The sequence below is a fragment of the Endozoicomonas sp. ALC020 genome, assembly GCF_049275935.1.
Classification (GTDB): domain Bacteria; phylum Pseudomonadota; class Gammaproteobacteria; order Pseudomonadales; family Endozoicomonadaceae; genus Endozoicomonas_A.
The window spans coordinates 4,281,216-4,306,725 of the sequence record NZ_CP184830.1 but is presented as its reverse complement, the minus strand read 5'-3'; the positions used below and the strand labels follow the sequence as shown (position 1 = coordinate 4,306,725).

The following is a 25,510-nucleotide window of genomic DNA, read 5'->3' as shown; positions in this document are numbered from 1 at the left end:
AGCTATACCCTAATCATTCATGAGCACTATAACCCTGGCCCCCATGGAAGGTGTCGTCGACTATCTGCTACGGGAGCTGCTGACCGAGGCCGGTGGCATTGATCTGTGTGTAACAGAATTTATCCGTATCACCGACACCCGGCTGCCGACACAAACGTTTCACCGGATCTGTCCGGAGCTCAGGCACGGCTGTCGTACACGAAGCGGAACACCTGTACACATTCAGTTTCTTGGCAACAATCCGGAAATGATGGCCCACAACGCGGCCAAGGCTGCCCGACTAGGCGCACTAGGGGTCGACATCAACTTCGGCTGTCCTGCCAAAACGGTAAATCGCCACAAGGGTGGCGCAGTTCTTCTGAAGGAACCTGAGCTTATTCATGAGATTGTCGCAAGAGTTCGTAAAGAGGTTCCTGATGAGGTGCCCGTCACTGCCAAAATGAGACTGGGCTATCTGGATGGTGACCTTGCCCTGGACAATGCCCTGGCCATAGAAAGTGCCGGTGCCAACTCTCTGGTGGTTCATGCCAGAACCAAACTTCAGGGTTATAAGCCTCCTGCCCACTGGCAGGAGCTGGTTCAACTACGAGAGGCCCTATCCATTCCCCTGGTAGCCAATGGCGATATTTTTAATGTTGAGGATGCCCAACGGTGTCGGGAAGTATCCGGCTGCCAGGACATTATGATTGGCCGGGGTATCCTTCGCGATCCTGATCTGCCTGCCGCCATTGTCGCCAGCCAGCATAGCCAGGATCTTGAAGAACGCTGGACTCGCACTCTTTCACTGATCCAGAGGTTTACCGAAAAAGTGGTTTCTGCCCCTGATAATCCAGAGCAGGAGCACCCTTATTTCATCAACAATCCCAGACGCTATCTGGATGGCAGGCTTAAGCAGTGGTTAAGCATAATGAGTAAAAGCTCTGACAACGCCCGTGAACTGTTTGAAAAAGTGAAGCGGGAAACCTGCCTGCAAACCCTCTCCCATATTATCAGGGAAGCCAAATGAGCCGTAAATCTGATTCTGCAATCCTGCCTGTCACCCATGCAGACCTGGAATGGAAAGAAAACGGTCAGCCTGCATCCACTGCATTTGATGACATTTATTTTTCTACCGCTTCGGGCCTCAGGGAAACCCGGCACGTATTTATTGAGGGCAATGATCTGCCAAAGCGCTTCGCCGCTTTGCACCAGAACAAAAGTTTTACGCTTGGAGAAACCGGTTTTGGGACAGGCCTCAACTTTCTCTGTGCCTGGGCCTGTTTCGATGAAGAAGCGCCTCAGTCGGCAAGACTTCATTTTGTATCAACCGAAAAGTATCCCCTGTCCCGTAAAGATCTTCATAAAGCACTCTCCCTGTGGCCAGAACTGGAAAAGTACACGACACCACTGATTGAATGCTACATGCCCGCCATAGAAGGGCATCAGCATTTCAGCTTTGCTGATGGAAGAGTCAAACTGACACTCTGCATCGGCGATGTGCTAAACACACTGCCTGAGCTGGAAGGTCGGGTTGATGCCTGGTTTCTTGATGGCTTCAGCCCCGCGAAAAACCCTCTGATGTGGCAGCCAGAACTGTTCACAGTTATGGCAGCTAAAAGCCATGCAGGCACCACCTACGCAACCTTTACGGCCGCCAGAGCCGTCAGAGACGGACTCAGTCAGGCGGGCTTCAGTGTCGAAAAAAGCGAGGGCTTCGGGCACAAACGGGATATGATCAAAGGCAGGCTGAAACAAACAGCCAAAGATCAGAAGACCAGGCCGATATGGTTTGTGAATCCCGACCAGCGTAATACTGATGGACCAGTTCAGAGTGCCATCGTCGTTGGCGGAGGACTCGCTGGCTGCAGCACAGCAAGAGCATTGGCTGAAAGAGGATGGCAGGTCACTCTGATCGAGCAACATCAGGCTCTGGCCATGGAGGCATCCGGCAATCCTCAGGGTATTCTTTACACCAAGCTCTCGGCCAGTAAAACGCCTCTCAGTCGATTTATCACCCAGGGCTACCTCTACTCCATTCATTTATTGAACACTTTTGCCAGTGTCCAACCGGAGCTCTGGCAACAATCCGGTGTCGTACAGCTGGCTATCAATGAGAAAGTTCGAAAACGTCAACAAGACCTGGCACAACTCTTTCCCACTGACTTTCTCAGGGCCCTCTCCAGCCAGGAGCTATCCGGGATCGCTGGCCTGCCGCTGGATCATGATGGCCTTTACTTCCCGAGTGCAGGATGGGTAAACCCTGCCCTTTTCTGCCAGACTCTGGCGAACCACGACAATATCAAACTATTTTCTGACAGGAGACTAGAGTCTCTTGAATATGGATCTGATGGCTGGAGTTTAACCCTTCAGGCTGACGGCACTTCCCGGATAATGAAGTCCCGTAATGTCATCATTGCCTGTGCCAGAGCGTCCAGCCAATTGCCCGCCCTGAACTTTATTCCACTAAAGAACATCAGAGGGCAAATCACCGAGATAAGCTGTACTGACGACAGTGCCCTGCTAAAAACAACCGTCTGCGGCGAAGGCTATGCAGCTCCTGCCGTCCATGGTCGTCATACCATTGGAGCCACTTTCGACTTTCACAGTGACTCGGCTGAGGTGTTACAAGAAGATCATGAGAAAAACCTGGCCATGCAAAAGAAATGTGCGCCCGGACTCTTCCGGGCATTGGGAGGAGAACAGGCCAACATTTCAGGAGGCAGAGCCAGCTTTCGTTGCACGACGCCTGATTATATGCCTGCTGTGGGTGGGATTGTTGACCAGGAAGACTTTCTGAATGAGTTTGCCATGCTGCGCAAAAACATGAAGCACCCATTCACTCATCCTCCTGAATACCTGAATGGTCTGTATATCAATGCCGGTCATGGCTCCAGAGGATTGATTACAGCACCTCTGTCGGGAGAATTATTGGCTGCAAAGATGAATGGAGAGTGCTCACCTGTCGCTTCTGATCTTCTGGAACATTTGAACCCAACCCGGTTTCTGGTAAGGGCAATGAGTCGAAATCAGATTTAATACCGATCGTGCTTTCTAACTCCCTATTGCACTGAAGATTCGAGCCATTGTTTTAAACAAGTAATAACCGATAGCAAGCATCGGTATAGCGAATCGTCAAAAGGACATCTACTCAGGGCGAAGCCATAAAAGCACATCTATCATTCGACCACAGGTGTTAACAACACCTTGAAGTAATCTTCATACAGTTGCGTCCGGACAGCTCTCCCCTCTGTGAGACTGTCCGGTTTTTTTTGCCCTGTAACTTTTGCCCTGTAACTTTTGCCCTGTAACTATTCACCACCGCAAGGGAAACGCAATTCACTTTATCCATGCAATGAGGGAGGCATGCAGATTCCAGTCCCCCCGATACCACAGTATCCCTGAGGGTTCTTGGCCAGATATTGCTGATGGTAAGGCTCGGCATAGTAAAAGGCCGGAGCATCAACAATTTCCGTAGTAATACTACCTCTACCACTTTCATTCAACGCTGTCTGGTATTGGGCCATGGATTCACGAGCCTTCTCACCCTGCTCATCGGTAGTGGTATAAATCACAGAGCGGTACTGAGTGCCCCGATCATTGCCCTGCCGCATACCCTGGGTAGGATCATGAGACTCCCAAAACAGTTTCAGCAAAGCGTCCAGACTGATAACGCCCGGATCGAAAGCAATCATGACCACCTCCGCATGGCCTGTGCCACCAGTGCACACTTCTTCATAAGTCGGGTTAGGGGTATAACCTCCCGCATACCCTACTGCCGTTGACCAGACACCTTCCTGCTTCCAGAACAGCCTTTCAGCCCCCCAGAAACAGCCCATACCGACATAAATCACCTCCAGAGCACCGGGAAATGGGGGAACAATAGCATGACCATTTACAAAGTGCTCTGCAGGCACTTCAATCGCGCGATCACGCCCTTTCAAAGCGCTTTCCTCACTGGGCAGTTGATGTTTTTCAAACAGCATTCTAATCCCTCCAATTCCTGACAATCATAATGGCTTTATGGAGCCTCAGATCTGAAAATCAATACTGCCGTGGAGCAAAGTTCGCAGAACCAACCTTACTCGAGCACCCTCAGAGCCGGATCAAACCGTACATCGCAGCAGTTTGCCCGCCAGCATGAGCACCTGTCACTCTGCCCACTGCCCCGAAACTGAGCTGACTCATAGAAAGGGAACTTATTCCAGCACTATTGGTCAAAGTACTTATGAACGGCATGTTTTTGCCTGACTCAGAAACTTGAAATTTTCACGGAAAATAAAATGAAAGCAGTATTACACCTTACCGCTAACGGGAATGGCAAATGTTTGATACTTATTCTTTAAAACCTGAAAGAGGTAATACTCATGAATTTAACTCCTCACTGTTTTAATTCGTCTCGAATGGATGAAATGCTTTCTCTTCAGGCCGGACTGGCCGGACTTGCATCAGATGGAACTAATTCCAATGTGACTGCCCAAGGAGATGATAATCCCCTCTGCGGAATATGCCTGGCAAGTCTATTCGGCCCACATACTGTTACGATGCTGCATAAAAATAATCTTTCATACATGCGCGACTCCGAAAAACCTGGCAGGCATTTCTTCCATAATAAGTGTCTGCGTGATTACCGTTCATCTTCTCCTGTATTGGACATTAGATGTCCTTCCTGTCGCACACCTGCCCCTATTGACCAAGACATCTCTTTCTCGCCCGTTGCCCATGCCGTCGAGGTCGGCCGGGAAGAACAAGCACTCGAACTGATCGCCGATGGTGTCGACCCAAACGTTCTTCATTCAGAGGCGGGCATAGCAGCTATTCATATTGCCGCAAAAAACGGTAACCTGGAATTGATCCCTTCACTGCTAAACTCTGGGGCAAATATTAATCTGCAAGATGAAAAAGGGATGACGCCTCTACACCATGCTGTATGTAACAGCAATATTCAGACATTAAAGATAATTCTGGACCTCAAAGCAGATATGAATCTCCAGAACAAAGATGGTGATACAGCTCTTCACATGGCTGCCGAGGATCCTGAAAACCCTGATTTATTTGACACCTTAATCGATAATGGCGCCTCCTTCGATAAAACAGCTACAGATGGCAAAAATGTCATGCACGCAGCTGCACAATCAGGGCATGAGCGGGCACTGAAAAAACTGATAGCCAAACACGCAGATGTTAATGCGGTTGATCTGGATGGATGCACACCTCTTTTCTGTGCAACTTATGATTCTCGCTACTACAATAAGGAAGTTTTGAAGGAAAATGCGCCTGAACTTGCCAGGATACTCCTTTCGGCAGGAGCCAGAATTGACCTTTTTACTAATGCGGGGCATTCCGCTTTTGATGCAATTTCGGACGACCCTCTTTCTCTGGAGTTGCTCAAGGAATTGCTTCCGGCTGGCATGGCTGCCTTTGCCGATGTCAATCTGCCAGTTTGTTCTACTAGAGAAACGCTTCTTTTTTTCGCACTTTTGGCAAAAGATAAAGAAGCGGTTCAAAAACTTATTGCCAGAGGGGCCAAAGCTGATGCCAGCATTCCCGGCTTTGGCACTTTCAGGTTTAAAGCTCTGTTAGAACATCTGGGCGAACAAAAACAGGAATTTATTGAAATTCTTAATCAAGCAGGCAGCACTCAAAGCGAAGACGGCTAATAACAGAGTTTGAAACTATTCATTAGGTATTAGTCAGACTAACCAGGCGACCCTATCAGAAACTCAATAACGCCATGAATCAGAGCATGCAGACCCATCACTGAAGCATCATCAGAGCAGGATCAAGCCGGACATCGAACCAGTTTGCCCGCCAGTCAAGGTGAGCACCTGTCACTCTGCCCGTTGCACCAATAGCACCAATCACATCTCCCCTCTTTACCTTCTGCCCGTCAACCACCTTTAACTGGCTCAGGTGCAGGTAGCTGGTAGTGATGCCGTAACCATGGTCGATAACGATTGTGCCACCGGAAAAGTACAAATCGGACTCGGCCAGCCGGACAATACCATTGGCTGGCGCCATGACCGGAGCCCCCTCGGGACCGGCAATATCGAGTCCAAAATGCGGTCGCCTCGGCTCACCGTTAAACACTCTCTGACTGCCATAGACACCACTGACAGGCCCCTCTGCCGGACGTGTAAAGCCTGCAAAAAAATCTTTCTGGACGGAATCAAACTGTCTGGCTGATTTAACCTGCTGGTTTTCATCGGATATTCGACCCAACACTTTTTCCGCCGGGCTGACGTATTTGCGGGCAATACCATTAATTCGCTGAATTTTATAGTCTCGCTTTGACAACCTGAGTTTCAGTTGCTCTTTTTTACCACCCGGAGCGACCAGCCGTACTGTTTGCAGAAGCCGGGCATCCCGTCCAAACCCGATGATAAATTGGCCCCGTTCCGACACTCTGACGGACCTGTCTTTATAGATGACTTCAGTTCCCGGCTTCACCTGCCCTACATAAAAGCCCCCCTGAATCAGTTTGGACTTAAGGGAAACGACATCCTGGGCCATGGCCAGTGGCAACACCCAAAAGGAAAACAGTAACAGAATTAAACGCATATGGACTCCATGTCTTATAAGCATCACTATTTTATCGCCACCACTTTTCAAACGTTACAGCAAACTGGTAGATTGATATAAGGCTATCCGGCTCAGGAGATCTCATCCAGCCTGCATTACCCGACAAAGTAACTGCAAAACAGGATATGAGATTTTCGATATAAAAAGAATAACAGCAGGTACCCTTCCATGAACATGGATTACATTATTCTGGCTCTGTCGCTTTTTCTCCCCACCGTTTACGGTTTTGCTTTACTAATGTCCCTGGCTTTTGAACCTGAAACCTGATCGTCAGGGTGCTTATGTCCATTTAATTCGCTTGCCAGTTGCTGAACGAGTCGTTCAGCAAACTGCGTTACACGACTCCAGTCTGTAAACTCATGATCTCAAAACGAAAAAAATCAGCATGATGGTGGCCATATCGGATAGAACTGCCAAGCATCAAGGCATCGTACTGCTGCAAACGAATCCCGGTTGTCAGCCCTTCAAGATCAACCAAATCCACGCCGTGACCGGCATGACTCACTATGGAGCGCATCCTTTCGATGATTTTCTGTGTCTGACCTTCCCTGGATGCAAACAGAGTCAAAAAACAGCGGAAAACAAGCCCCTTTCAAATACGCTGCACCCACCAATGGACAGGAAATTTCAGAGAGGAATTCATACAGACCACTGGCAGAAAAGACATTCTCATCGTATGTTGTAATCAGCCTCGGAAAAAACAGATGACTTTCGGCCAATTTGGGAGTTATCCATTTTTTGTCATAACTCAAAAAAGAAAGAGTACTGATGAAGGACATAGCCCTCCTTAAAAATCATCCTGCTGCCCTTTTCGGAATGTTTCTATGGGGGCTGGCCGTGGCCCTGATCTTTGCCAAAGTCGCGCTGGAACCGGGTCAGCACACAGTGCTGGACAGCTACCTGCTGGGCGCTGACCGATGGATCGACCGGGTAAAGCTCTATTCGGGACCGGGAGGATTCATTTATACACCTACTTTTGCCCTACTGTTTGTTCCTGTCACCAAACTGCCTGTTTTTCTCGCTGACCTGCTCTGGCGTTTATTTATCATGGGTCTCTATGCCTGGGCCAGCCTGAGACTGCTGAGACACTTTCAGGAATACTCACAGGAGACACTCTTTAACCGATTTGGATTATTCAGCCTGATTGCCGTTCCCATTGCTTTTTCAGGTTTTCGAAATGGCCAGGTGAATGTGATCCTTATTGCGGCCATGATGCTGGTGATCAGCCAGATCATAGAGAAGCGCTGGAATTCGGCAGCCCTGGTTCTGGCCCTGATCATGAGTCTGAAACCCACCTTTATTGTCTTTTTCCTGCTGGTGACCACTTTGTTCAGACCTTTCTGGCTAAGAGTGCCACTGATGCTGCTGGCATTTCTTGCACTGCCTCTGATATTTGGCGGGCTCGATTACGGACTTGAACAGTACAACAACTTTCTTGAGATGGCCGAGTCTGCAGTTGACCGTGGAGTAACAACACCTAACTGGGCCAGTTTCTTTAACATTCCCATGCAGCTTTTCAACTACTCAGTACCCGAAGCCTTGCAGAACATAATAAAAATCATTCTGGCTGCCACCACCTGGGCCGTTTGTTTTTATGCCATTGTCCGTCATGGCACCAGAAATGGCCTGATCTATTTATTGAGTTTTGCAGCCTGCTATCACGTTATGTTCAACCCCAGAAGCGTCAATACCGATTATATTATTCTTGGTTCCGTTCTGGCCTTCTGGTTTACTGCTGCCGCCTTTCAATGGAGAGATAAAGCACTGACATGGATAATCGGCTTAATCGCCCTGGGTGTACTGTTAGCATTTGATATTTCAAGAACGCTGGTCACAGATACCACCAGCTGGTTCAACCCTTTAATGGCTGCCGTTTTCGCCGGCGTTCTGATCTGGCAATTGAGCAGAAAAAGGGTTTTTGCCCCCTGAGTTCAAAAAAGGAAAAGGCCGCTAAACGGCCTTTTTCCTGAAGAAAATTTGATTTAACCTTTATAAAGTTTGGGATTAAGCACGTCCCTCAGCCAGTCACCCAACAGGTTAATCACCAGAACCAGAGTGACCAGGATCACACCGGGGATGACCGTAATCCACCAGCTGCCAGAAAAAATATACTCAAAGCCGCTGGAGATCAGTGAGCCCAATGAAGGCTCTGACACTGGCATCCCCAGTCCCAGGAAAGAGAGAGCAGCTTCACTGATAATGGCGTTGGCAATCTGAACGGTTGAGATCACCAAAATAGGAGACAGGCAGTTTGGCAGAATATGACGGAACATAATGCGTCCGGAGCCAAAGCCCATGACCCTGGCAGCCTCGACATACTCCTTCTTTTTCTCAGCCAGAACCGACGCACGTATCGTACGTGCGTACTGTGGCCATTCGGCAATACCAATCACCAGAATCAACATCCACATCGCCAGCTTGCTGTATAACTCTGACCCAAAGGATGCCTGGAAAACAGCCAACACGACAATGGCCACCATCATGGTTGAGAAGGACAACTGAATATCCGCCATCCGCATCAGGAAGTTGTCAACCCGCCCCCCGACATAGCCGGCTGTCAAGCCAATCACAATGCCCAGCAGCGCCTGCAGTATCACTGCAAAGAAACCGATGGTAATGGAGATTCTGGCACCATACAGAATGGTACTCAGCATATCCCGGCCCTGAGAGTCTGTTCCCAGAAGGAATCGCTCATCGCCGTCTTCACTCCAGGACGGCGCCATCTCGGAGTCCATAATATCAATGGTCGAAAGATCATAGGGATTCGTCGGAGCGATAACCGGTGCCAGCAGGGCGGCGGCAACCATAACAGCCAATATAAAAGCAGCCACCATGGCCAGACGATCATTGACAAAACTGTACCAGACATTGGACTGACGAATCTTCTGCCAGATAGAAGGCACCTTTTGTGCCTCTGCTTCATTCATGGGCAACTCACTCATTGGCTGCCTCCTGCCAGTTTTACAGTTGGGTTAATAAGGCCATAGATCAGATCGACCAGGGTATTCACCACCACAAAGATGCCGCCAACAACGATCAGATAAGCAACAATCAAGGGTGTATCGACACGGTTTACCGCTTCCAGAAACATGAAGCCCATGCCGGGCCACTGGAAGACGGTCTCCGTCAGAATTGTATAGGCGACCATGGTTCCAATCTGGACCCCCCCTACCGTAATAACAGGCAACATGGTGTTCTTCAAAGCGTGCAGGAAGTAAACACGCGCTTTCTGCAGACCTTTCGCCTTAGCAAACTTCACATACTCACTGTGCAGGGTTTCCACCATCTCGGAACGAATCAAACGAATAAAGAGCGGCAGCATGATGCTGGCCAGAGAAATAGACGGCAGAATCAGATGTAGCCAGCCACTTTTGGTCAGGAAGCCAGTTTCCCAACTGCCGAAAACGTGGGTTAAATCACCCCGTCCATAGGAAGGCAGCCACCCCAGCTCTATGGAAAACAGATAAATACTAAATATAGCGGTCAGGAAAACAGGGACAGAAATACCCAGAATACTGACTCCGAGAATCAATCTGGACAAAAAACTGTTCGGGCGAATAGCACTGTAAACACCTGCGGGAATGGAGATCAAAATAATCAGCAGGGTAGCACTGAATACCAGCTCAAGCGTCGCTGGTAACTTATTCATAATGACTTCCAGGGCGGGCTCTTTAAAGAAGTAAGAGGTTCCCAGGTCTCCCTGAACGGCTTTGGACATAAAGCGCCCATATTGCACCAGGAATGGATCGTTCAGGCCCAGCTCATCACGCAGCACCTCTCTTTCAGCTTCTGATACGGACTGGCCCACCATCTCCCTGAGAGGATCACCCAGATTATCCTGGATGGAAAAACTGATCAGGCTGATGACAAACATCACCACCAGACCCTGCATCAGTCTCCTGAATAAAAATAACAACATAAAAAATCCTGCAGCGTTTTATACTCGCGAAAATGCCGCTCTACTCAGATGACGACACAGACTGACCAGAGAAAATTATCGATCAGAAAAAATAAAAAAAGGGCCAGCATAAACCGGCCCTGTGGGGATTACTTCTCACTAACGACCAGGTCAGCCAGGTATGGGAAGTTCATGATGTTCACCACTTCTTCGGCTTTCACACCTTTACGGGCACCCCAGGCCAGGTTCTCCCAGTGCAGAGGAACGTAAGCCGCTTCCTGATAAAGCTCCTTCTCAACTTCCTGCAGCAGTTTGGCGCGCTTGTCCAGGTTTGTTTCAGTCCCTGCCGCTTTAACCAGCTTATCGATGGACTCGTTGCAGTAGTTACCACTGTTGTACTGACCCCAGCCTGTAGTGTCATCCTTGCAGGCAGTCGTATATTCAGTCATGTTGGCTGAATCTTCGGTATCAGAGTGCCAGCCGATCATCATGATGTCAGCGGCACGCTCATCAAATTCTGGCCAGTACTGCGCCTTGGGCATGGTTTTCAGGTCAACCTTGATGTTAATACGCTCCAACATGCTGGCCACGGTCTGGGCAATCTTGGCATCGTTGATGTAACGGTTATTTGGCGCCATCATGGTGACAGAGAAGCCATCTTCATAGCCTGCTTCTTTCATCAGTTGTTTGGCTTTCTTCAGGTCATAACGTGGTGCCAGCTCATCAACATAGCCAACGTAACCTTCAGGTCCCTGCTGACCGGCAGCCTCGCCAAAGCCCTTCATAATCTTTTTAACAATGCCTTCGTTGTTGACAGCATAAACGATGGCCTGACGAACTCGCTTATCCTTGAATGCTTCAACACGATCCTGGTTCAGCTGGAAAGAGATCAGACGGGAACCGGTCAGAGTGATCAATTCAGCATCGTCTGAACGCTTGATACGCTCATGATCATTAGGTGGTACCGGATAGATAAAGTCCACACCACCGGACAGCAGAGCAGCAACACGTGTCGCATTTTCCTTGATCGGCGTCAGTGTAATCTTGTCCACGTTACCCGGAGACTGTTTGTCCCAATAGCCATCAAAACGCTCATATTCAAGCTTCACGCCCTGCTGACGCTCACTGACGACGTAAGGTCCGGTACCGGAAATGTGACGGGAAGCGAAGCTATCACCGTGCTTGACAATCAGCCCCTTATCACGGCCTTTATCATCTTTACCGCTATAGAACTGGCTGTCCATCGGGAAGATGTAAGTGGCAGAGTTCAGAACCAGTGGATAAGGCTTCCTGGTGACCAGATCAAAGGTGTAGTCGTCGATCACTTTCAGCTCGGCGAAAGGAGCGAAAATGGCTTTGTAGTCCGCACTGTCGACCATACGATCGTAGGTCCACTTGACGTCCCTGGCTGTCAATGTGTTGCCAGAATGGAACTTAACCCCCTTTCTCAGGGTAAAGCGCATGGTCAGGTCATCAATACGCTCCCACTTCTCAGCCAGACGAGGCTCAAAGCTCAAGTCCTGATTCCAGCGAATCAGTGGATCAAAGGACATATGTGCCATCTGCAGGGTACCGCCCGACAGCTGCTCATAAGGGTCCAGAGATACAGGGTCAGCGTCGTAAGCAACCTTCAACGAAGCGGCCTGTACACTCATGGCCAATGTAGAAGCCAGAGCAACTCCAGCCAGTGACTTGATCATTTTTTTCATTATTTTACCCTCTGGGCAGGTCAACAAACGTTTTTATACTTTTGTATGAAACAACTTTTTCTGGAACAAAAAATAAAACTGATTCTGCGCTCATGGCAAAGAACACGGGCTTTAACGCGCTGGCCAATCAGACATCACGCCAGTGCAACGGGTGCCTGTTGTAATTCCTTCAGACCCCGATGGGAGAGATGATCCATTTTCGGCATCAAATCAATCAGATTCCGGGTATATTCGTGCTCGGGCGATTTGAACAGCTTTTCGGTCTCATCCACTTCCACCAGCGTTCCATGCTTCATAACCCCAACCCGGTCGCACATCTGGCGGATCACCGTCAGATCGTGACTGATGAACAGCATGGTCAGGCCCAGCTCTTCCTGCAGATCTTTCAGCAAATTGAGAATCTGCGCCTGAACCGATACATCCAGCGCAGATGTAGGTTCATCACAAATCAGGAAGCGGGGACGGGTCGCCAATGCTCTGGCAATGGAAATACGCTGGCGCTGACCACCGGAAAACTCATGAGGAAACTTGATTCCGGCTCTACTGCCCAGGCCAACATGGTCCAGCAAGTCAGCAGTGATCTGTCGAATCTGCTGCTCAGACTGAGCCAGGCCATGAAAACGAATGGGCTCGGCAATAATATCGTTAACATTCATACGGGCATTCAGACTGGAATAGGGATTCTGGAATACCATCTGAATCTGTCGTCTTAAAGGCTTACGGGCCTTTTCGTTCAGCCGGGTAATATCATTACCTGCGAAAAAGACCTGCCCGGAGTCAGGTTGATAAAGACCCGCAATCACACGGGCAATGGTTGACTTGCCCGAGCCCGATTCACCCACCAGACCAAAGGTTTCACCGTCACGCACTTTGAATGAAACATTATTGGATGCTGTCACATAACGACGGTTCTTTTTCAAGAAAGCTGACTGGGTTTCAAATTTGAGCATGACATTTTCAACGCTCAGAAGATTCTCATCTTTTACAGAGCCAAAGGATTCACGCTGACCCAGCCAGTGATTTTTGACATCAATGCTGCGGCTTTCGACTTTCTCAATGTATTCAACCCGCGGAAAACGATGCAGTTTGACATCGGTTCTTGGCACAGCACTGATCAGACTCTGTGTATAGGGGTGTTCAGGATTTTTCAGAATCTTGCCAGGTTCACCAATCTCTACCAGTTCTCCCATATACATTACGGCAACGCGGTCTGTAACGTTTGCAATGACACCCATATCATGGGTTACCAATACACATCCGACTTCCCGCTCTTTACAGAGTTCACGAATCAAATCAAGAATCTGGTTTTGAATGGAAACATCCAGGGCAGTAGTGGGTTCATCAGCAATAATCAATTCGGGCTCGCCGGCCAAAGCAATTGCAATAACTACCCGTTGACGCATACCACCGGAAAATTGATGGGGATATTGTTTGATTCTGATTTCCGGCTCGGGAATACCCACGGCCTTCAGCAAATCGATTGCTTTAATGAAAGCTTCAGCCGGATTTAATCCGAGATTTTCGATAATGGTTTCGACTAACTGGGTTTCAATCGTCAGAAGCGGGTTTAATGAAGTCATTGGATCTTGAAAAATAAATCCAATTCTTTTGCCACGCACTTTACGAATGGCTTCACCAGAGAGACCTGAAATGATTTCACCATTCAACCTGATTTCACCACCCGCGACGCGACCGGGAGCACTGAGCAAATCAATAATGGCATTACCAACCGTGGACTTACCGGCTCCAGACTCCCCCACGAGGCCCAGAATCTCACCTTTGGCAACTGTAAAAGACATTCCCTTTACAGCCACTGCAACACCGTGACGTGAAGGAAATTCAATACGCAGGTCATTGACCTCCAATAAGGACATGCTCCCCCCCTCAAATTCAATGTGAAAACACAGTCGCTTCTTGATAACCGTTCCGATAAACGAAAAACTTTTAAAAGCTATTGTCCTGCTAATCGTTTATCAGCGGATTCTTTTATTGATGACTGTTTTTTCATCTAATTCTTATTCGTGCTTTGCCAATCCTTTCACTCTTGAATTAAACGGACTTACGGCCATAGAAACAAGAAAGATCCAATCAAAGCTTCGCGACCTGAAAGGTGCACATTCGCCTTTTGGCAAACACTCTATTTATACAGTCGCGCAACGACCAAGGCGGAAATTGTGCGAATCCGGGGTCCACCGGACGACGCTGCAATTGTATAATAAAGAGGCAACCGAGACTGTCCAACTCCGCTATTGGCGGAGTTAAAACAGGCAAACCCATACAACACATTCGGGTAAACTGGAGGGGACTATAACCAGATAGTTAGAAAATAGGAAGCCTCATTAATTAATGACAGCTATTAAAACGGCATAATTTCGGTGATTACTTATATAGCTAAGTACTAATATGAAAAATATTATTAAGCGGTTCTCATACCCCCTGATACAAATCTGTTACGACAAATCTGCATGTAAACACCGTAAGGACGAGCCATCAGCATTAAAGCACCGGTCTGACCCAGACAGGCAGTAATAATCTGTTCCATTGTTGCACCTGTGGCAGCAACCAGAACAACATAAACCGGAATCTGGAAAGAGACAAACGCCACTATATCAAGAACAGTATCTCCAACTTTTCTTGATTTGAAGATATGGCTGTAACTCATTATCCAGTCACGATAGATTCCGTAAGGACGGGCAACCAGCATATTAACCGGAATACTCATCAAACGAGACTGCAGGGATTGTTCAATAGTCAGCCCGGCCACCAGAATCTCAACCAGTAATCCAACAACCAATCCAAAACTGATCAGGGCAAATGTATCTGCCAGTGTTTCGCGTTTAATTGACATATCACTCCCCCTGAATGCAGACAATAGAAAACCTCTGACGTAAGTCACATCAGAAAAAGTCTGAAAAAAATTAATAGGTTGTCAGACACAGGCCGCTTGGTTTCGAGCGGTTAAGACACCTGTTTGACGCGGCATAATTTATACCTGACAAGAACAATTTACAACAGTGAAAAACTTTGTTTTATTATATAAAAACAAGATATATTTTGGTTAATAAATCATTTAACAAAATAATAAGCCAACCTGGCCCATCAGAACCAAAAGTCTTACTAACGAAAAAATTAACTTCTTAATCGAATTTCAAATTTCTGGTGAGTTTTTAATCAAGGCATACAGCGAGACTGGACCAGATAGCAAAAAACCCCACCTTTCAACGAAAGTGCAGGGTTTCAATTTCCTTTGGACTTGTGGAGTTCAGTGTCAGGCTGACTTAGCCAGGGGCAATAGAGGGAATTCTTTCAGTACCGAGTATTGAGTACCTTCAGCCGTGGTTTCGCTCTTCATCAATACCGCTTCATTAACCGTCATGCGGTAACTGGGCATATTGAAAAAATGGCTGTGAGTCACATGATGATGCTGCTTGAAACGAGCCAGTGTGACATGGGGTCGGAAGTTGCGCATTTCACGACGCATTCCGCACATAAGAGCGCCTTCTTCGCAAATTCGGGACAACGCATTCAACTGCTGGCCTGAATGTATATTCAAGGCCAGTGCCCGGGGTCTGTGTGCATCAGGGAAAAATTCGAAACACCCGGTCATACAGTCGAATCCGTGCACATTTGCCAGGGCATCTTCGATATAACTGGAAAACTGCTCAAGACTCTGTTCGCCACATTCACCCAGAAAGCGCAGTGTTATGTGCTGCTGCTGAGGCACCATCCAGCGAAGTTTGTGCTGAAGCACATCACCGGCGCGGTGGCGCGCTTTTTTGTGCAGTATCGCTGCAAGCTCCAGCGGAATCCTGACAGCGATGAATGCACGGATGTTTTTTTGATCTTTTGTTTTCATCAGACACTTCAATTATCACCGCTATTTGCCAGCATTATGCCTTGGTCCGGGTCAGATAGCGACGATAATCAGTTAAAATACGATTAAGGATCTGCTAGCCTGTCAGCTAATGCTTTCAGGGTTTGACGATTGGGCTTGAGACCGGTGGGTATCTGCTCAGCCGGGAGCAAGCGAATCATATCAGGAATCTTGAATCGGCTAATGATGCCTGCAAGCTTTTGTTTTGTAAATACCTCATTCAGAGAGCCCGACTCGGTTTGCACAAATGCAAAAGGCCTCTGCCCATAATCATCATCGCTTACAGATACCACAACCGCCATAATGATGTCGTCAATGCTGAGCAAGGCCTTTTCAATTTCCTCCGGATGGATGTTCTCCCCGCCAGAAATCAACATATTATCTATGCGACCAATAACCATTATTTGATCACCGGAATACCGACCAATGTCGCCTGTGTGATACCAACCTCGCTCATCGACAATCGGAATAATTCTGCCGTCGTCAAAATAGCCCGCAGATAAGGTTTTGCCTCTGACCAGAATCTCTCCGGAAGCAACGATTTGCAGCTCCCGATAAGGTAGAGGCTCACCTGAGGTTACTCCCGAGCGGGTAAATTTCGGGGTTCCGGTACAAACCTGGGCACTCATCTCTGTCATACCATAAGTGGTTAGAATATTAATACCTTTCTCCTGAACCTGAGATACCAGTTCAGGAGACGCAAACCCTCCACCCAAAAGAATGTATTTCAGCTTACTGTTATCCAGCAGATCGGCTCCTCTTACCAACAGTCTGCGCAACTGGGTATTGACCAGAGATACATGGGTGATTCTGTATTCCAACAGCAATTGCTCTAATGACATTTTTTGCGTATCTATCACTATCTCGGCACCTGCGAGCAGGCAACGAACCACAATGCCAAAGCCGCCAACATGGAACAGTGGCAGAGACAACAGCCAGCCGTCATGCTCTGTCAGAGGCGTACAGGATTGAGAGCCTTTGGCACTGTAAACATGATTGGAGAAAGTATGACTGACGGCTTTGGGCACACCGGTAGTGCCTGACGTAGCAATCAGATCAAACAGAGCTTCTGGCTCGATGACCAAACGGGAATCCGCTGCTTCAGGCTGGTCAGAGAAGCTGGGCCATTCCAGGCCCGTTATTGCTCCAAACCCTTCATGAAGGGTCCACTGGGCACCGATCTTCTGGCAATACTGCCTCTTCTGCACGTCCGGCATTTGCGGATTGACCGGGCAAAAGACCCACCGGCCTCTCAGGCAGGCTATGATCATTATGACCGCATCCCATGCACAGGTTATCGGTACCAGAATCCGATCGTCTCTCCTGACACCCTGACTATAAAATGCATCAAGGAGTGTTTCTGCCTTTGCGTCCAGCTCAGCCCGGGATACAGGCTGACCATTCACTCTGGCAGCGACCCTTTGAGGATCTTTGAGTGTCCAGTCTCTCAGAGGGCAGAACGATAACTCCATACATTCTCCATGGCATTGAGTAAATCTAAAGACATTCGTCGACCGTACTCAGGCAACCGGCAAAATCCGGGGTTCTGAAAAGCAGAGAGCGTATCAAGGCCAGGACTTTCCATCGGGTCACACTGCAGACTGAGTTGCTCGATCAGAGTCAACCCCAAAGTACTTTCGAAGGATGAGCTGAAAACGACTCTGGCCTTTTTTTCCCTGGCCCAGTCAGCCAGAGTCAAACATCTGGACACACCACCCACCAGGGTTGGTTTTAATACGACAGCCCTGAGTCCGTCTTCAGCTCTGAGTCTATTCATTTCCGGCAGCATCGTGCCGAGTGCCGACTCCTGCAATGTTTCGTCCAGCGCGTACCCGACACCGGTTTTTTGGAATAATTGCGGAAATTCTTCATAATACTGTGTAGGTTCTTCGATGTAGCTGACTCTGCAGGCTGGCACCTGCCCGGCAAACTCTAAAGCCTCATCGAAAGACCACCGTTGATTGGCATCCAACCTCAGTTTTACATCGTCCGGAATCCGATCAAGAATTTGATTAACCGCATCCACATCCTGCCCAATGCTATTGCCCCCGACCTTTAACTTGAACTCATCGGGCCAGCTCCCGGACCAGTCATCCAGACGTTTGAGCGTCAATGCATCGGCTCCCATTAGCAAGGGTGATTCAGAGACCCTCTCTTGACTCCAATGCTCTTTGCCGAGACTGAACTGAATGCTCTCGATGGCAAAAGCAACCGACGGATATAGAAGACTCTGATCAATCACCCCCCGGGAAAAATAGTATTCTGCCGCTTCTTTCAGCTGCTCCTGAGCTTCAAAGTCAGTTTCCCGGCTAAAACCTGGTAGTGGCGAAGCTTCGCCGTAATGCACCTGCCCATTCTGATCGACCATCTCAAGAATGAGCCCTTCACGGATTGTCAGTGTCATCGTTTTTAACGAAAGAGGCTTGCTCAGTGGTTGTCGATATCGATATAGGTTGCAGGACTGAAAGAGAGCAAGTGTCATAATGAACTCAGATCACAAAAGTAGCTGCCTTGTAACTGCGGCCATAGCTTCTGGCTGCTCCCGGTGGATGTTATGGCCTGCTTCTTTAATCTCATGAACACTATGAACACACCCCATCTCAAGTAGACGATGAGCGACGTCCTGAAATTTCAGGTCACGTTCGCCACAAAAATAATGTGACGCTTCTGAAGAACGATTGAGCACCCCGCAGAACTCTGGCTGCCGGGACAGGCTGAACGCTTCCAGTGCCCATGCCAGAGATTCCCCATTCGTACCGGCTTTGTCGGGAGATAAGCCTTCAATTTGATGACTTGAACAACGATGCCGCATTAGTCGCTCCCGCTCGCGACTGTTCAGGTCCGCAAAGACTGGCTGGTGATACCAGCGCTGCAAAACTTCATTGAGTGGCTCATTGCGAAACTGCTCCGCCCAATCCTGATCATTCTTCCAGCGAGCCTGACGCTCAGCGTTGTCTTCCAAACCAGGATGGGACGACTCCAGCAGCAGCCGGTCAATAGCCTCTCCTGCCTGAGCAAGGTGGCTCATGGCCAGTCGCCCGCCCAGTGAATAGCCCAACACACTGTAATGATCGAGTCCCAATTGATAAAGCGTTCCCAGCAGCAGATCGCTGAACGCTTCAAAAGCATTATCCTGACTGACTTTGACATCACGACTTTTGCCATGCCCGGGTAAATCAACGGCTATCAGATACAGATCAGTTTCCAGGTGTCTGGCGAACTCCTCCCAGTCCCCGGAGTCTCCGAGAAAACCATGCAACAAAACCAGCGGCACACCTTCACGGATACCCCAGGTTCGATAAGCAAGGTTGGTTGCGTTCATGACAACATCTCCAGCTGGCTCAGCGCCTGCTTTATCTGCTCAGCAGCCTGACCGGGTCGCGTCATCACTTCAATGACTGATGCACCCGGCTTTTGCCTCACTTGTTTCAGCAAAGCTGCCAGCGTCTCTCGACTGTCCGGCTGATGGTAGGGCAATCCAAACATTTCCGCGGCCTGACGGGCATTCAAGCCATGAGGGCTGACAAAATATTTCTGCGCGGCTTCGGGTCGATCCTCAACCGGCAACAGGTTGAAAATACCACCGCCATCATTATTGATGACCAACAGAGCAAAGGGTGAATTCAACTGCCTCAGTAATTGCAGGGAATTTAAATCGTGGAGAAATGATAGATCACCGACGACAGCCACCATAAATTTCTTTTCGCCCGCAGCACAACCTGCTGCCGTTGCCACCAATCCATCAATACCACTGGCACCACGGTTAGCATATACCTGCCCGGCCGGAGCAAGGGAGAACATATCCAATAGTCGAATGGGCAAACTGCTTCCAACAAAAAGACAGCTGTCGTCAGACAACAGTTTGGTCAGATACGCCCCCAGCCAACGTTCAGTCAATGACCCCGGGGCCGAGTCCAGCCTGGCTACCAGAGTATGAACCGATTGCGATAACTGTTCGATCTGACCTCCCCATAATGGATCAGAGCCCTGGGTATCAGAAAGTTCAGTCAACATACGACAGCAGTCTGCAACAGGCCCGACCAGTCGATAGGTCTGGCAGTGACCGGTATCCATTCGGCGAAATGCCTGGCCAACCATCCAGAAATGCTGCCAGTCACCGGAAGAAATGAACTTATCCAGTCTCTTTGAAACCAGATGAGCACCCACCTGAAGAATACGATCAGCCTGACTCAACAGCGCTTTTCCGGCTTTGCTGGCCAGAAGCAGATCAGGATGGGAAACAGCCAACGAATGGCCATAAAGCTGAGATTGAATGTCGGCCAGAAGAGGCCAGCCCAATGCCCGGGCCAACCCTGCAACCGTTTCGGCAGACTCTTGCTCATTAATACGGCCCGCTACGATCAAACCTTTGCCCGTCGAAAAATCTGACCAGGCAACAGGACTTTTGTTGAGTGATATATTCATCCCAGTGTCGTAGACAGTGTGAGGCGATCTGGCTGAGCACCAGAACGACAGTCGACTCAGATAACCTGAAAAATCATGGGCCTTGCCTTCCGGATACAAAGGCTCCCGAAACATGCAGTTGATATGCATGGGAAGCCCCTGCTGGCAGGAACGGGCAAAGGCCTGGTCAATACTGGTTAATAGCCAGCTGGGGGGAATATTCTCATCAGCTGTTGGCAACTTAAGAACAGCTCCGGGATAACCGGCATAAATATCCTGCTGCTCAATGGCCTGATTGGCACCGCAGTCAATAAGCTCGGGAGGTCGATCAGCCGTGACTATAACCAGAGGAACACCAGACTGCCTGGCTTCTATGATGGCTGGATAAAGGTTTGCAACCGCTGTCCCGGAAGTTGTGATCACTGCAACGGGTTTCCGCGTACTTTTAGCCAGTCCCAGAGCAAAGAAACCCAAACCGCGTTCGTCAAAATGGACATGCTTTTCAAACTGACTGTATTCTGCTGCCACCAGCGTCAGTGGCGCAGAGCGGGAGCCTGGTGCAATACATACCTGCTCCACACCCAACCGGCTGAGCTCTTCCAGAATCAGTGCTGACCAGAGAAAATTCAGGCTAGGATGTCTGGTGGGAAAGGTCATTAGATCTTCCAATTTGGTTAGATGCATCCAGCACAGGGGCTTCAGGGTCCAGCAGTGACAGAAGGGTTCCGATCTTGCTATCCAGCTCGTGCCACTCATCCTGAGCATCTGAGCCATTGACTATCCCGGCACCTGAAAACACCCTGAGCCGTTTCTCTTCCAGCAAAGCACTGCGAATCGATACCGTGAACTCACTGCGCTTTTTACCGAGCACACCGCAAGCTCCGGCGTAGAGTCCTCTGCTGTAGACTTCACGTTCTTCAATGAAGTGTCTTGCCATCTCCCTGGGTTCACCACCCACCGCAGGCGTAGGATGCAAGAGAGAAAGAAGCTGACTGTCACTGACTTCGTCTTTGAGCACGCCCCTTATTACCTGCCTTAGATGCTGAATCGTTTTTAGTTTGACCACAGAATGACTGCGGTCAAATTCCAGATCACAGCAGATGGATTCCAGACGCCTGCGGATATCATCCAGCACGAGACGATTCTCATGAACGTTCTTAGAGTCATTGAGCAGACACAACTCAAGTTTGAAATCTTCATGGCGACTGCTGCCCCGCCGGGTCGTCCCTGCCAGGGCTTCAGTCTGAACAACGCGATCAACCCGGCGAAACAAACGCTCCGGAGAGCAACCAAAGAAAAGTGAACCCTGATCGGATTCAAAAGCAAAAACGTAAGATCTCGGGTTCGCCAATTGCCAGTGATAGAGTAGCATCCAGGGGTTCAGCTGACCTTCCAGAAGGCTCAATTGTACCTCTCTGGAAAGCACCACTTTTTGCAAGGCTCCTGACTCGAAACCCTCAAGGGCATGCCCAATCAAAGAAGTCCAGTGTGCCTGATCGGGTATGAATTCCGGGTCTCCCAATAAATAGTGAGTACCTACTTCTTCAAGTGCCCAGTTGACTTGTGCAAGATAGCCCAGGGCTCTCTCAATACTGGTGCCCCATAACAGCTCATCATGCCCCGGCAGATGACAGGCCAAAGAACAGCCTTTTCGGGTCTGAACCACTTCGATCACCGGAAAAAAAAATTCGCCATACCCAAATTCAGGCCAGATCATCTTCTGACTGTCCGAAAAAGACAGGTATCCGAGGCAACGCGTTGTTTTATCCAACATTGCGTTCACCTGTTGAAAGCAAGTGTTCACCTCAGCCTGATCTTTGACTTTAAACCGCCAGGCTTTGCCAAGACCCGCTACCTTGTAGTCACTTTCGCGATCCTGCCAGTAGCTTTTTCCCGGTAGTGTCTGACCTGACAGCCAGTTGAATAAATTAATCATGGGAAGGGGCTGTTCTATGCGTACCAGAGTCTGCTCCGGTGCACCGGACAGCCGAAGCTGCCTCAGCCTCTCAGTCAGCTCTGCTACCTGACTTCGGACTTCTTCTATCAACATCCTACTCCCAGGCGCTAAGGCCAAATTCGGATGTTAATTGTACGTATCAGAATCAATCCCTTCAGGATGGTATTTACCGAAGTATCATGCTCTCGTCATTCCCGCGAAGGCGGGTGTCGCAAAACCCTCTCCAGCGAGGGAACGAGTTGACTCCCGTCATTCCCGACTTCATTCTCGTCATTCCCGACTTCATTCTCGTCATTCCCGCGAAGGCGGGAATCCACACTGACTCACCACCAGAACCATCCTGCCCGGTGCCCCCCTGGCCTTGTCATCCCTGAGAAGGCGGAGTCCCACTGTTGGGGCTGGATTCCCGCTTTCGCGGGAATGACGACTTCCTTAACAACTCGTTCCCACGCTGGAGCATGGGAACCAGAGTTTTGCGACAGTCTCCTTCGCGGGAATGACGACCTCAGAGCATGGGAACGATCTGTTGGAGTTTTACGAGACCCTCACTCTGCGTGGGAATGCATACCTCCATCGAAAGCCTCAACAAAAGCATAACCAAAAGCCGAATGAAAATGATATTATAGAACCCGACATAAATACTCTGGAACTGGATCGAGTATGGCAACCAATGGCGAATCTGCCAAAAGATGGCTGGAAGAAAATCAAGATAAGGTTTCTGTTGAACGTATACGACAAATTCGAGATAACATCTCAAACAAACTACAGGATCTCGATGAATCCGACGAGGCCTATCCCGGTCTTCTGGAAGCTCTGGATGTGATGGATAATCATCTGCTTCAGCAAGAAGGTGACTCACCTGCACCAGAAAGCGAATCTGCCAGCCTGGACTTGGGCCCGCTGGTTCCTCAAACCGACCTTCAAACCCCTCAACTCAGCGCCCAAGAGAAAAAGTTGAAGTTTCAGCAGTTGCTGAAAACCGGGAAAGTTTAACGCCCAGACCTTCACAACCTCTGTTATCACAGCTGCCGAAGTTAAAAAACACCTTACACAAGACTGTGGCACCGCACTGATCTCTTTTTGGTGCCACGCTGAAAGCCCTGGCATTTTTTCAATCCAACGCTCAGTATGAAACTTTCAGCCGCTTGCACTCCGCTACCACCAGATCATAACTCCAGACCCGATCTTTGGGAGCAGGTTCTTCATGCTCAATCAACTTGTGACACATCTGCATGGGGTTCAACCCTTTCTTCTTCAGTCGCTCCAGGGTTTGTTTCAACTCGGCATCATGAGGATCAATCTCATCACTCTGCTGATGACGCTTTTTGACAGCCACTTGCAATTGTTTCATGGCATCCTCCCTCTGTGAACTCAGGATTTGTTAATGGAAAAAGACACCTCTTACTCTATACCCGATGGATCAATTCTGCGTACTGCAAAGCAGCAGTTAAGACAATGAAGGTTCTTCATCATCAACACGGGAAACAGAACGAGTCCTGCTCGCCACTTTTTCAAAACGATCTACCATATTCCTCGAGGGCTGACGCCCCAGAAAGCTGAACAAAATACAAGCCACCATAGAAATCACGAACCCTGGTATTATCTCATAAAGATCGAACAGGCCACCGGTTAACGGTTTCCATATCAGCACGGTGACAGCACCAGTAACGACACCCGCCAAGGCTCCCAACCCGGTCATTCTTTTCCAGTAAAGAGACAGCAGCAGGGCCGGACCGAATGCCGCCCCCAGGCCAGCCCAGGCATAAGACACCATTGCAAGAACACTGCTGTCGGGATTCATCGCCAACCAGGTGGCAATCACCGCAATGCCTACAACCGCCAGTCGACCCACCAGCAAAACTTCCCGGGCATCGGCGCCAACTTTGAAAAGATCCCGATAAAAGTCTTCAGCAAAAGCCGTAGAACAGACCAGCAACTGAGAATCGGCAGTGCTCATGATAGCCGCCAGAATGGCTGCCAGTAAGATGCCAGCAATCACCGGATGAAACAGTGTATTCACCATCAACATAAAGATGGCTTCCGGATCATCCAGCTGAATACCGGACCGCTGAGTATAAACAATACCCGCCAGACCCACCATTAAGGCGCCCAGCATACAAATGCCGGTCCAGCTCACAGCAATTCTTCTGGCCAAAGTCAGCTGGTCTGAAGATTGCACCGCCTTAAATCGGGCCAGGATATGAGGTTGACCAAAATAACCCAACCCCCAACCCAGTAAAGAAACAATGGTAATGAGTGAAAGCGCCTGACCTTCACTGGTTGTAAAAAGGTTCAGAAGCTCCGGATTCAGCGCACCGATTTCCACAAACACCTGATCCACCCCGCCACTGACCTCCAATGCTGCAATGGGCACAATCAGCAAAGCGGCTGCCATGAGCAAACCCTGAATCAGATCCGTCCAGCAAACCGCCAGAAAACCTCCAAACAGGGTGTAAGAGATCACCGACAACATTCCAATGACTACTGCCCACTCATAATCAATGCCAAAAACAGATTCAAAAAGCTTGCCCCCGGCCACCAGACCAGAGCTGGTGTAAAACAGGAAGAAAACAAGGATGAAGGCTGCCGATACAGGTTGCAGAAACCCTTTACGATCTTCAAAACGACTGGCGAAATATTCCGGTAAGGTCAGTGAGTCATCGGCAACTACGCTGTATACTCTCAAGCGTCGGGCAACGATCAACCAGTTCAGCCAGGTCCCCCCCAACAAGCCTGCAGCCAACCAAAATGCTTCCAGACCTGCGGCAAAAGCATAGCCCGGCAATCCCAGCAACAACCAGCCACTCATATCCGACGCCCCCGCGCTGAGGGCTGCAGACCATGGACCCAGCGAGCGGCCCCCAAGAAAATAATCTGCCGAACTGAGCGTTCTCTGCCAGGCGATGTAGCCGACCCCCAGCATCACGGTAAAATAAACCAGAAAGGTCAGGATTATCTGCAGGTTTCCTTCGGGCATAATTAATTCCATGATTGTTGTTGGTGTTTTTTTTTAATCAAGGTAGTTCATTTATGAATCTTCGGTAATATTCAGACATTTTTTATAGTCAGATGGATTAATCGACTATTTTTCCCAACTCACCAACCTTAAC

Annotated in this window: 22 protein-coding genes; 6 read left to right on the top strand and 16 right to left on the bottom strand. The window is 49.1% G+C overall.

Features of this window, described 5'->3' with window-relative positions:
* Positions 1–19 precede the first annotated feature (19 nt).
* Together ACOJUO_RS16335 and mnmC are read left to right on the top strand one after the other, a co-directional pair.
* On the top strand, positions 20–1,006 hold the full coding sequence (locus tag ACOJUO_RS16335; RefSeq protein ID WP_422137515.1) for a tRNA-dihydrouridine synthase: 987 nt from the start codon (positions 20–22) through the stop codon (positions 1,004–1,006).
* On the top strand, positions 1,003–3,015 hold the full coding sequence (mnmC, locus tag ACOJUO_RS16330) for a bifunctional tRNA (5-methylaminomethyl-2-thiouridine)(34)-methyltransferase MnmD/FAD-dependent 5-carboxymethylaminomethyl-2-thiouridine(34) oxidoreductase MnmC (protein WP_422137514.1): 2,013 nt from the start codon (positions 1,003–1,005) through the stop codon (positions 3,013–3,015). The genes ACOJUO_RS16335 and mnmC overlap by 4 nt, the downstream gene beginning before the upstream one ends.
* A 305-nt stretch (positions 3,016–3,320) precedes the next feature.
* On the opposite strand, the gene msrA is transcribed toward mnmC, so the two are convergent.
* Entirely contained in the window at positions 3,321–3,962 is a 642-nt protein-coding gene (msrA, locus tag ACOJUO_RS16325; RefSeq protein WP_422137513.1) for a peptide-methionine (S)-S-oxide reductase MsrA, read from the bottom strand.
* Positions 3,963–4,343: 381 nt separating this feature from the next.
* Between msrA and ACOJUO_RS16320 the strand changes: the two genes are divergently transcribed.
* Positions 4,344–5,636, top strand: coding sequence for an ankyrin repeat domain-containing protein (locus tag ACOJUO_RS16320; protein ID WP_422137512.1), 1,293 nt, complete (start codon positions 4,344–4,346; stop codon positions 5,634–5,636).
* Between the two features lie 97 nt (positions 5,637–5,733).
* Here ACOJUO_RS16320 and ACOJUO_RS16315 read toward each other — a convergent pair whose 3' ends face one another.
* Together ACOJUO_RS16315 and ACOJUO_RS16310 are read right to left on the bottom strand one after the other, a co-directional pair.
* Positions 5,734–6,537, bottom strand: coding sequence for a M23 family metallopeptidase (locus ACOJUO_RS16315; RefSeq protein WP_422133060.1), 804 nt, complete (start codon positions 6,535–6,537; stop codon positions 5,734–5,736).
* A 355-nt stretch (positions 6,538–6,892) separates the two neighbouring features.
* Complete coding sequence (locus ACOJUO_RS16310; protein WP_422133059.1) at positions 6,893–7,126, bottom strand: flavodoxin domain-containing protein; 234 nt, start codon at positions 7,124–7,126, stop codon at positions 6,893–6,895.
* A 200-nt stretch (positions 7,127–7,326) separates the two neighbouring features.
* On the opposite strand from ACOJUO_RS16310, the gene ACOJUO_RS16305 reads away from it, so the two are divergent.
* Positions 7,327–8,487, top strand: a complete 1,161-nt coding sequence (locus ACOJUO_RS16305) for a glycosyltransferase family 87 protein (RefSeq protein WP_422137511.1) — start codon at positions 7,327–7,329, stop codon at positions 8,485–8,487.
* A gap of 53 nt (positions 8,488–8,540) precedes the next feature.
* Here the strand turns inward: ACOJUO_RS16305 and ACOJUO_RS16300 are convergent, their stop codons facing one another.
* The 11 genes from ACOJUO_RS16300 to ACOJUO_RS16250 form a co-directional block, all read right to left on the bottom strand.
* On the bottom strand, positions 8,541–9,500 hold the full coding sequence (locus ACOJUO_RS16300) for an ABC transporter permease (RefSeq protein WP_422133057.1): 960 nt from the start codon (positions 9,498–9,500) through the stop codon (positions 8,541–8,543).
* Positions 9,497–10,477 carry an ABC transporter permease gene (locus ACOJUO_RS16295; protein ID WP_422133056.1) on the bottom strand — a complete coding sequence of 327 codons (981 nt, stop codon included), beginning with the start codon at positions 10,475–10,477 and terminating at the stop codon, positions 9,497–9,499. The genes ACOJUO_RS16300 and ACOJUO_RS16295 overlap by 4 nt, the downstream gene beginning before the upstream one ends.
* A 128-nt stretch (positions 10,478–10,605) precedes the next feature.
* Positions 10,606–12,165: an ABC transporter substrate-binding protein gene (locus ACOJUO_RS16290; protein ID WP_422133055.1), complete on the bottom strand. Its 1,560-nt coding sequence runs from the start codon at positions 12,163–12,165 to the stop codon at positions 10,606–10,608.
* A 134-nt stretch (positions 12,166–12,299) separates the two neighbouring features.
* Positions 12,300–14,039 carry a dipeptide ABC transporter ATP-binding protein gene (locus tag ACOJUO_RS16285; RefSeq protein WP_422133054.1) on the bottom strand — a complete coding sequence of 580 codons (1,740 nt, stop codon included), beginning with the start codon at positions 14,037–14,039 and terminating at the stop codon, positions 12,300–12,302.
* 542 nt (positions 14,040–14,581) lie between these two features.
* Entirely contained in the window at positions 14,582–15,013 is a 432-nt protein-coding gene (gene alaE / locus ACOJUO_RS16280; RefSeq protein ID WP_422133053.1) for an L-alanine exporter AlaE, read from the bottom strand.
* A gap of 420 nt (positions 15,014–15,433) precedes the next feature.
* Complete coding sequence (gene thpR / locus ACOJUO_RS16275) at positions 15,434–16,021, bottom strand: RNA 2',3'-cyclic phosphodiesterase (RefSeq protein ID WP_422133052.1); 588 nt, start codon at positions 16,019–16,021, stop codon at positions 15,434–15,436.
* Positions 16,022–16,104: 83 nt separating this feature from the next.
* Positions 16,105–17,511 (bottom strand): o-succinylbenzoate--CoA ligase, encoded by a 1,407-nt coding sequence (menE, locus tag ACOJUO_RS16270; protein WP_422137510.1) that lies wholly within the window; start codon positions 17,509–17,511, stop codon positions 16,105–16,107.
* A complete protein-coding gene (menC, locus tag ACOJUO_RS16265; protein WP_422137509.1) occupies positions 17,487–18,521 on the bottom strand; it encodes an o-succinylbenzoate synthase in 1,035 nt (344 codons plus the stop codon). The genes menE and menC overlap by 25 nt, the downstream gene beginning before the upstream one ends.
* Positions 18,522–18,533: 12 nt before the next feature.
* Entirely contained in the window at positions 18,534–19,361 is an 828-nt protein-coding gene (gene menH / locus ACOJUO_RS16260) for a 2-succinyl-6-hydroxy-2,4-cyclohexadiene-1-carboxylate synthase (protein WP_422137508.1), read from the bottom strand.
* On the bottom strand, positions 19,358–21,100 hold the full coding sequence (menD, locus tag ACOJUO_RS16255) for a 2-succinyl-5-enolpyruvyl-6-hydroxy-3-cyclohexene-1-carboxylic-acid synthase (RefSeq protein ID WP_422137507.1): 1,743 nt from the start codon (positions 21,098–21,100) through the stop codon (positions 19,358–19,360). Before menD ends, menH begins: the two co-directional genes overlap by 4 nt.
* Positions 21,075–22,493 (bottom strand): isochorismate synthase, encoded by a 1,419-nt coding sequence (locus ACOJUO_RS16250; RefSeq protein ID WP_422137506.1) that lies wholly within the window; start codon positions 22,491–22,493, stop codon positions 21,075–21,077. Before ACOJUO_RS16250 ends, menD begins: the two co-directional genes overlap by 26 nt.
* 146 nt (positions 22,494–22,639) lie before the next feature.
* On the opposite strand from ACOJUO_RS16250, the gene ACOJUO_RS16245 reads away from it, so the two are divergent.
* Positions 22,640–22,774, top strand: a complete 135-nt coding sequence (locus ACOJUO_RS16245; RefSeq protein WP_422137505.1) for a hypothetical protein — start codon at positions 22,640–22,642, stop codon at positions 22,772–22,774.
* A 286-nt stretch (positions 22,775–23,060) separates the two neighbouring features.
* Positions 23,061–23,393, top strand: a complete 333-nt coding sequence (locus ACOJUO_RS16240) for a hypothetical protein (protein ID WP_422137504.1) — start codon at positions 23,061–23,063, stop codon at positions 23,391–23,393.
* A gap of 130 nt (positions 23,394–23,523) precedes the next feature.
* On the opposite strand, the gene ACOJUO_RS16235 is transcribed toward ACOJUO_RS16240, so the two are convergent.
* On the bottom strand, positions 23,524–23,751 hold the full coding sequence (locus tag ACOJUO_RS16235) for a hypothetical protein (RefSeq protein ID WP_422137503.1): 228 nt from the start codon (positions 23,749–23,751) through the stop codon (positions 23,524–23,526).
* Between the two features lie 96 nt (positions 23,752–23,847).
* Entirely contained in the window at positions 23,848–25,377 is a 1,530-nt protein-coding gene (gene putP / locus ACOJUO_RS16230; RefSeq protein WP_422137502.1) for a sodium/proline symporter PutP, read from the bottom strand.
* Between the last annotated feature and the right edge of the window lie 133 nt (positions 25,378–25,510).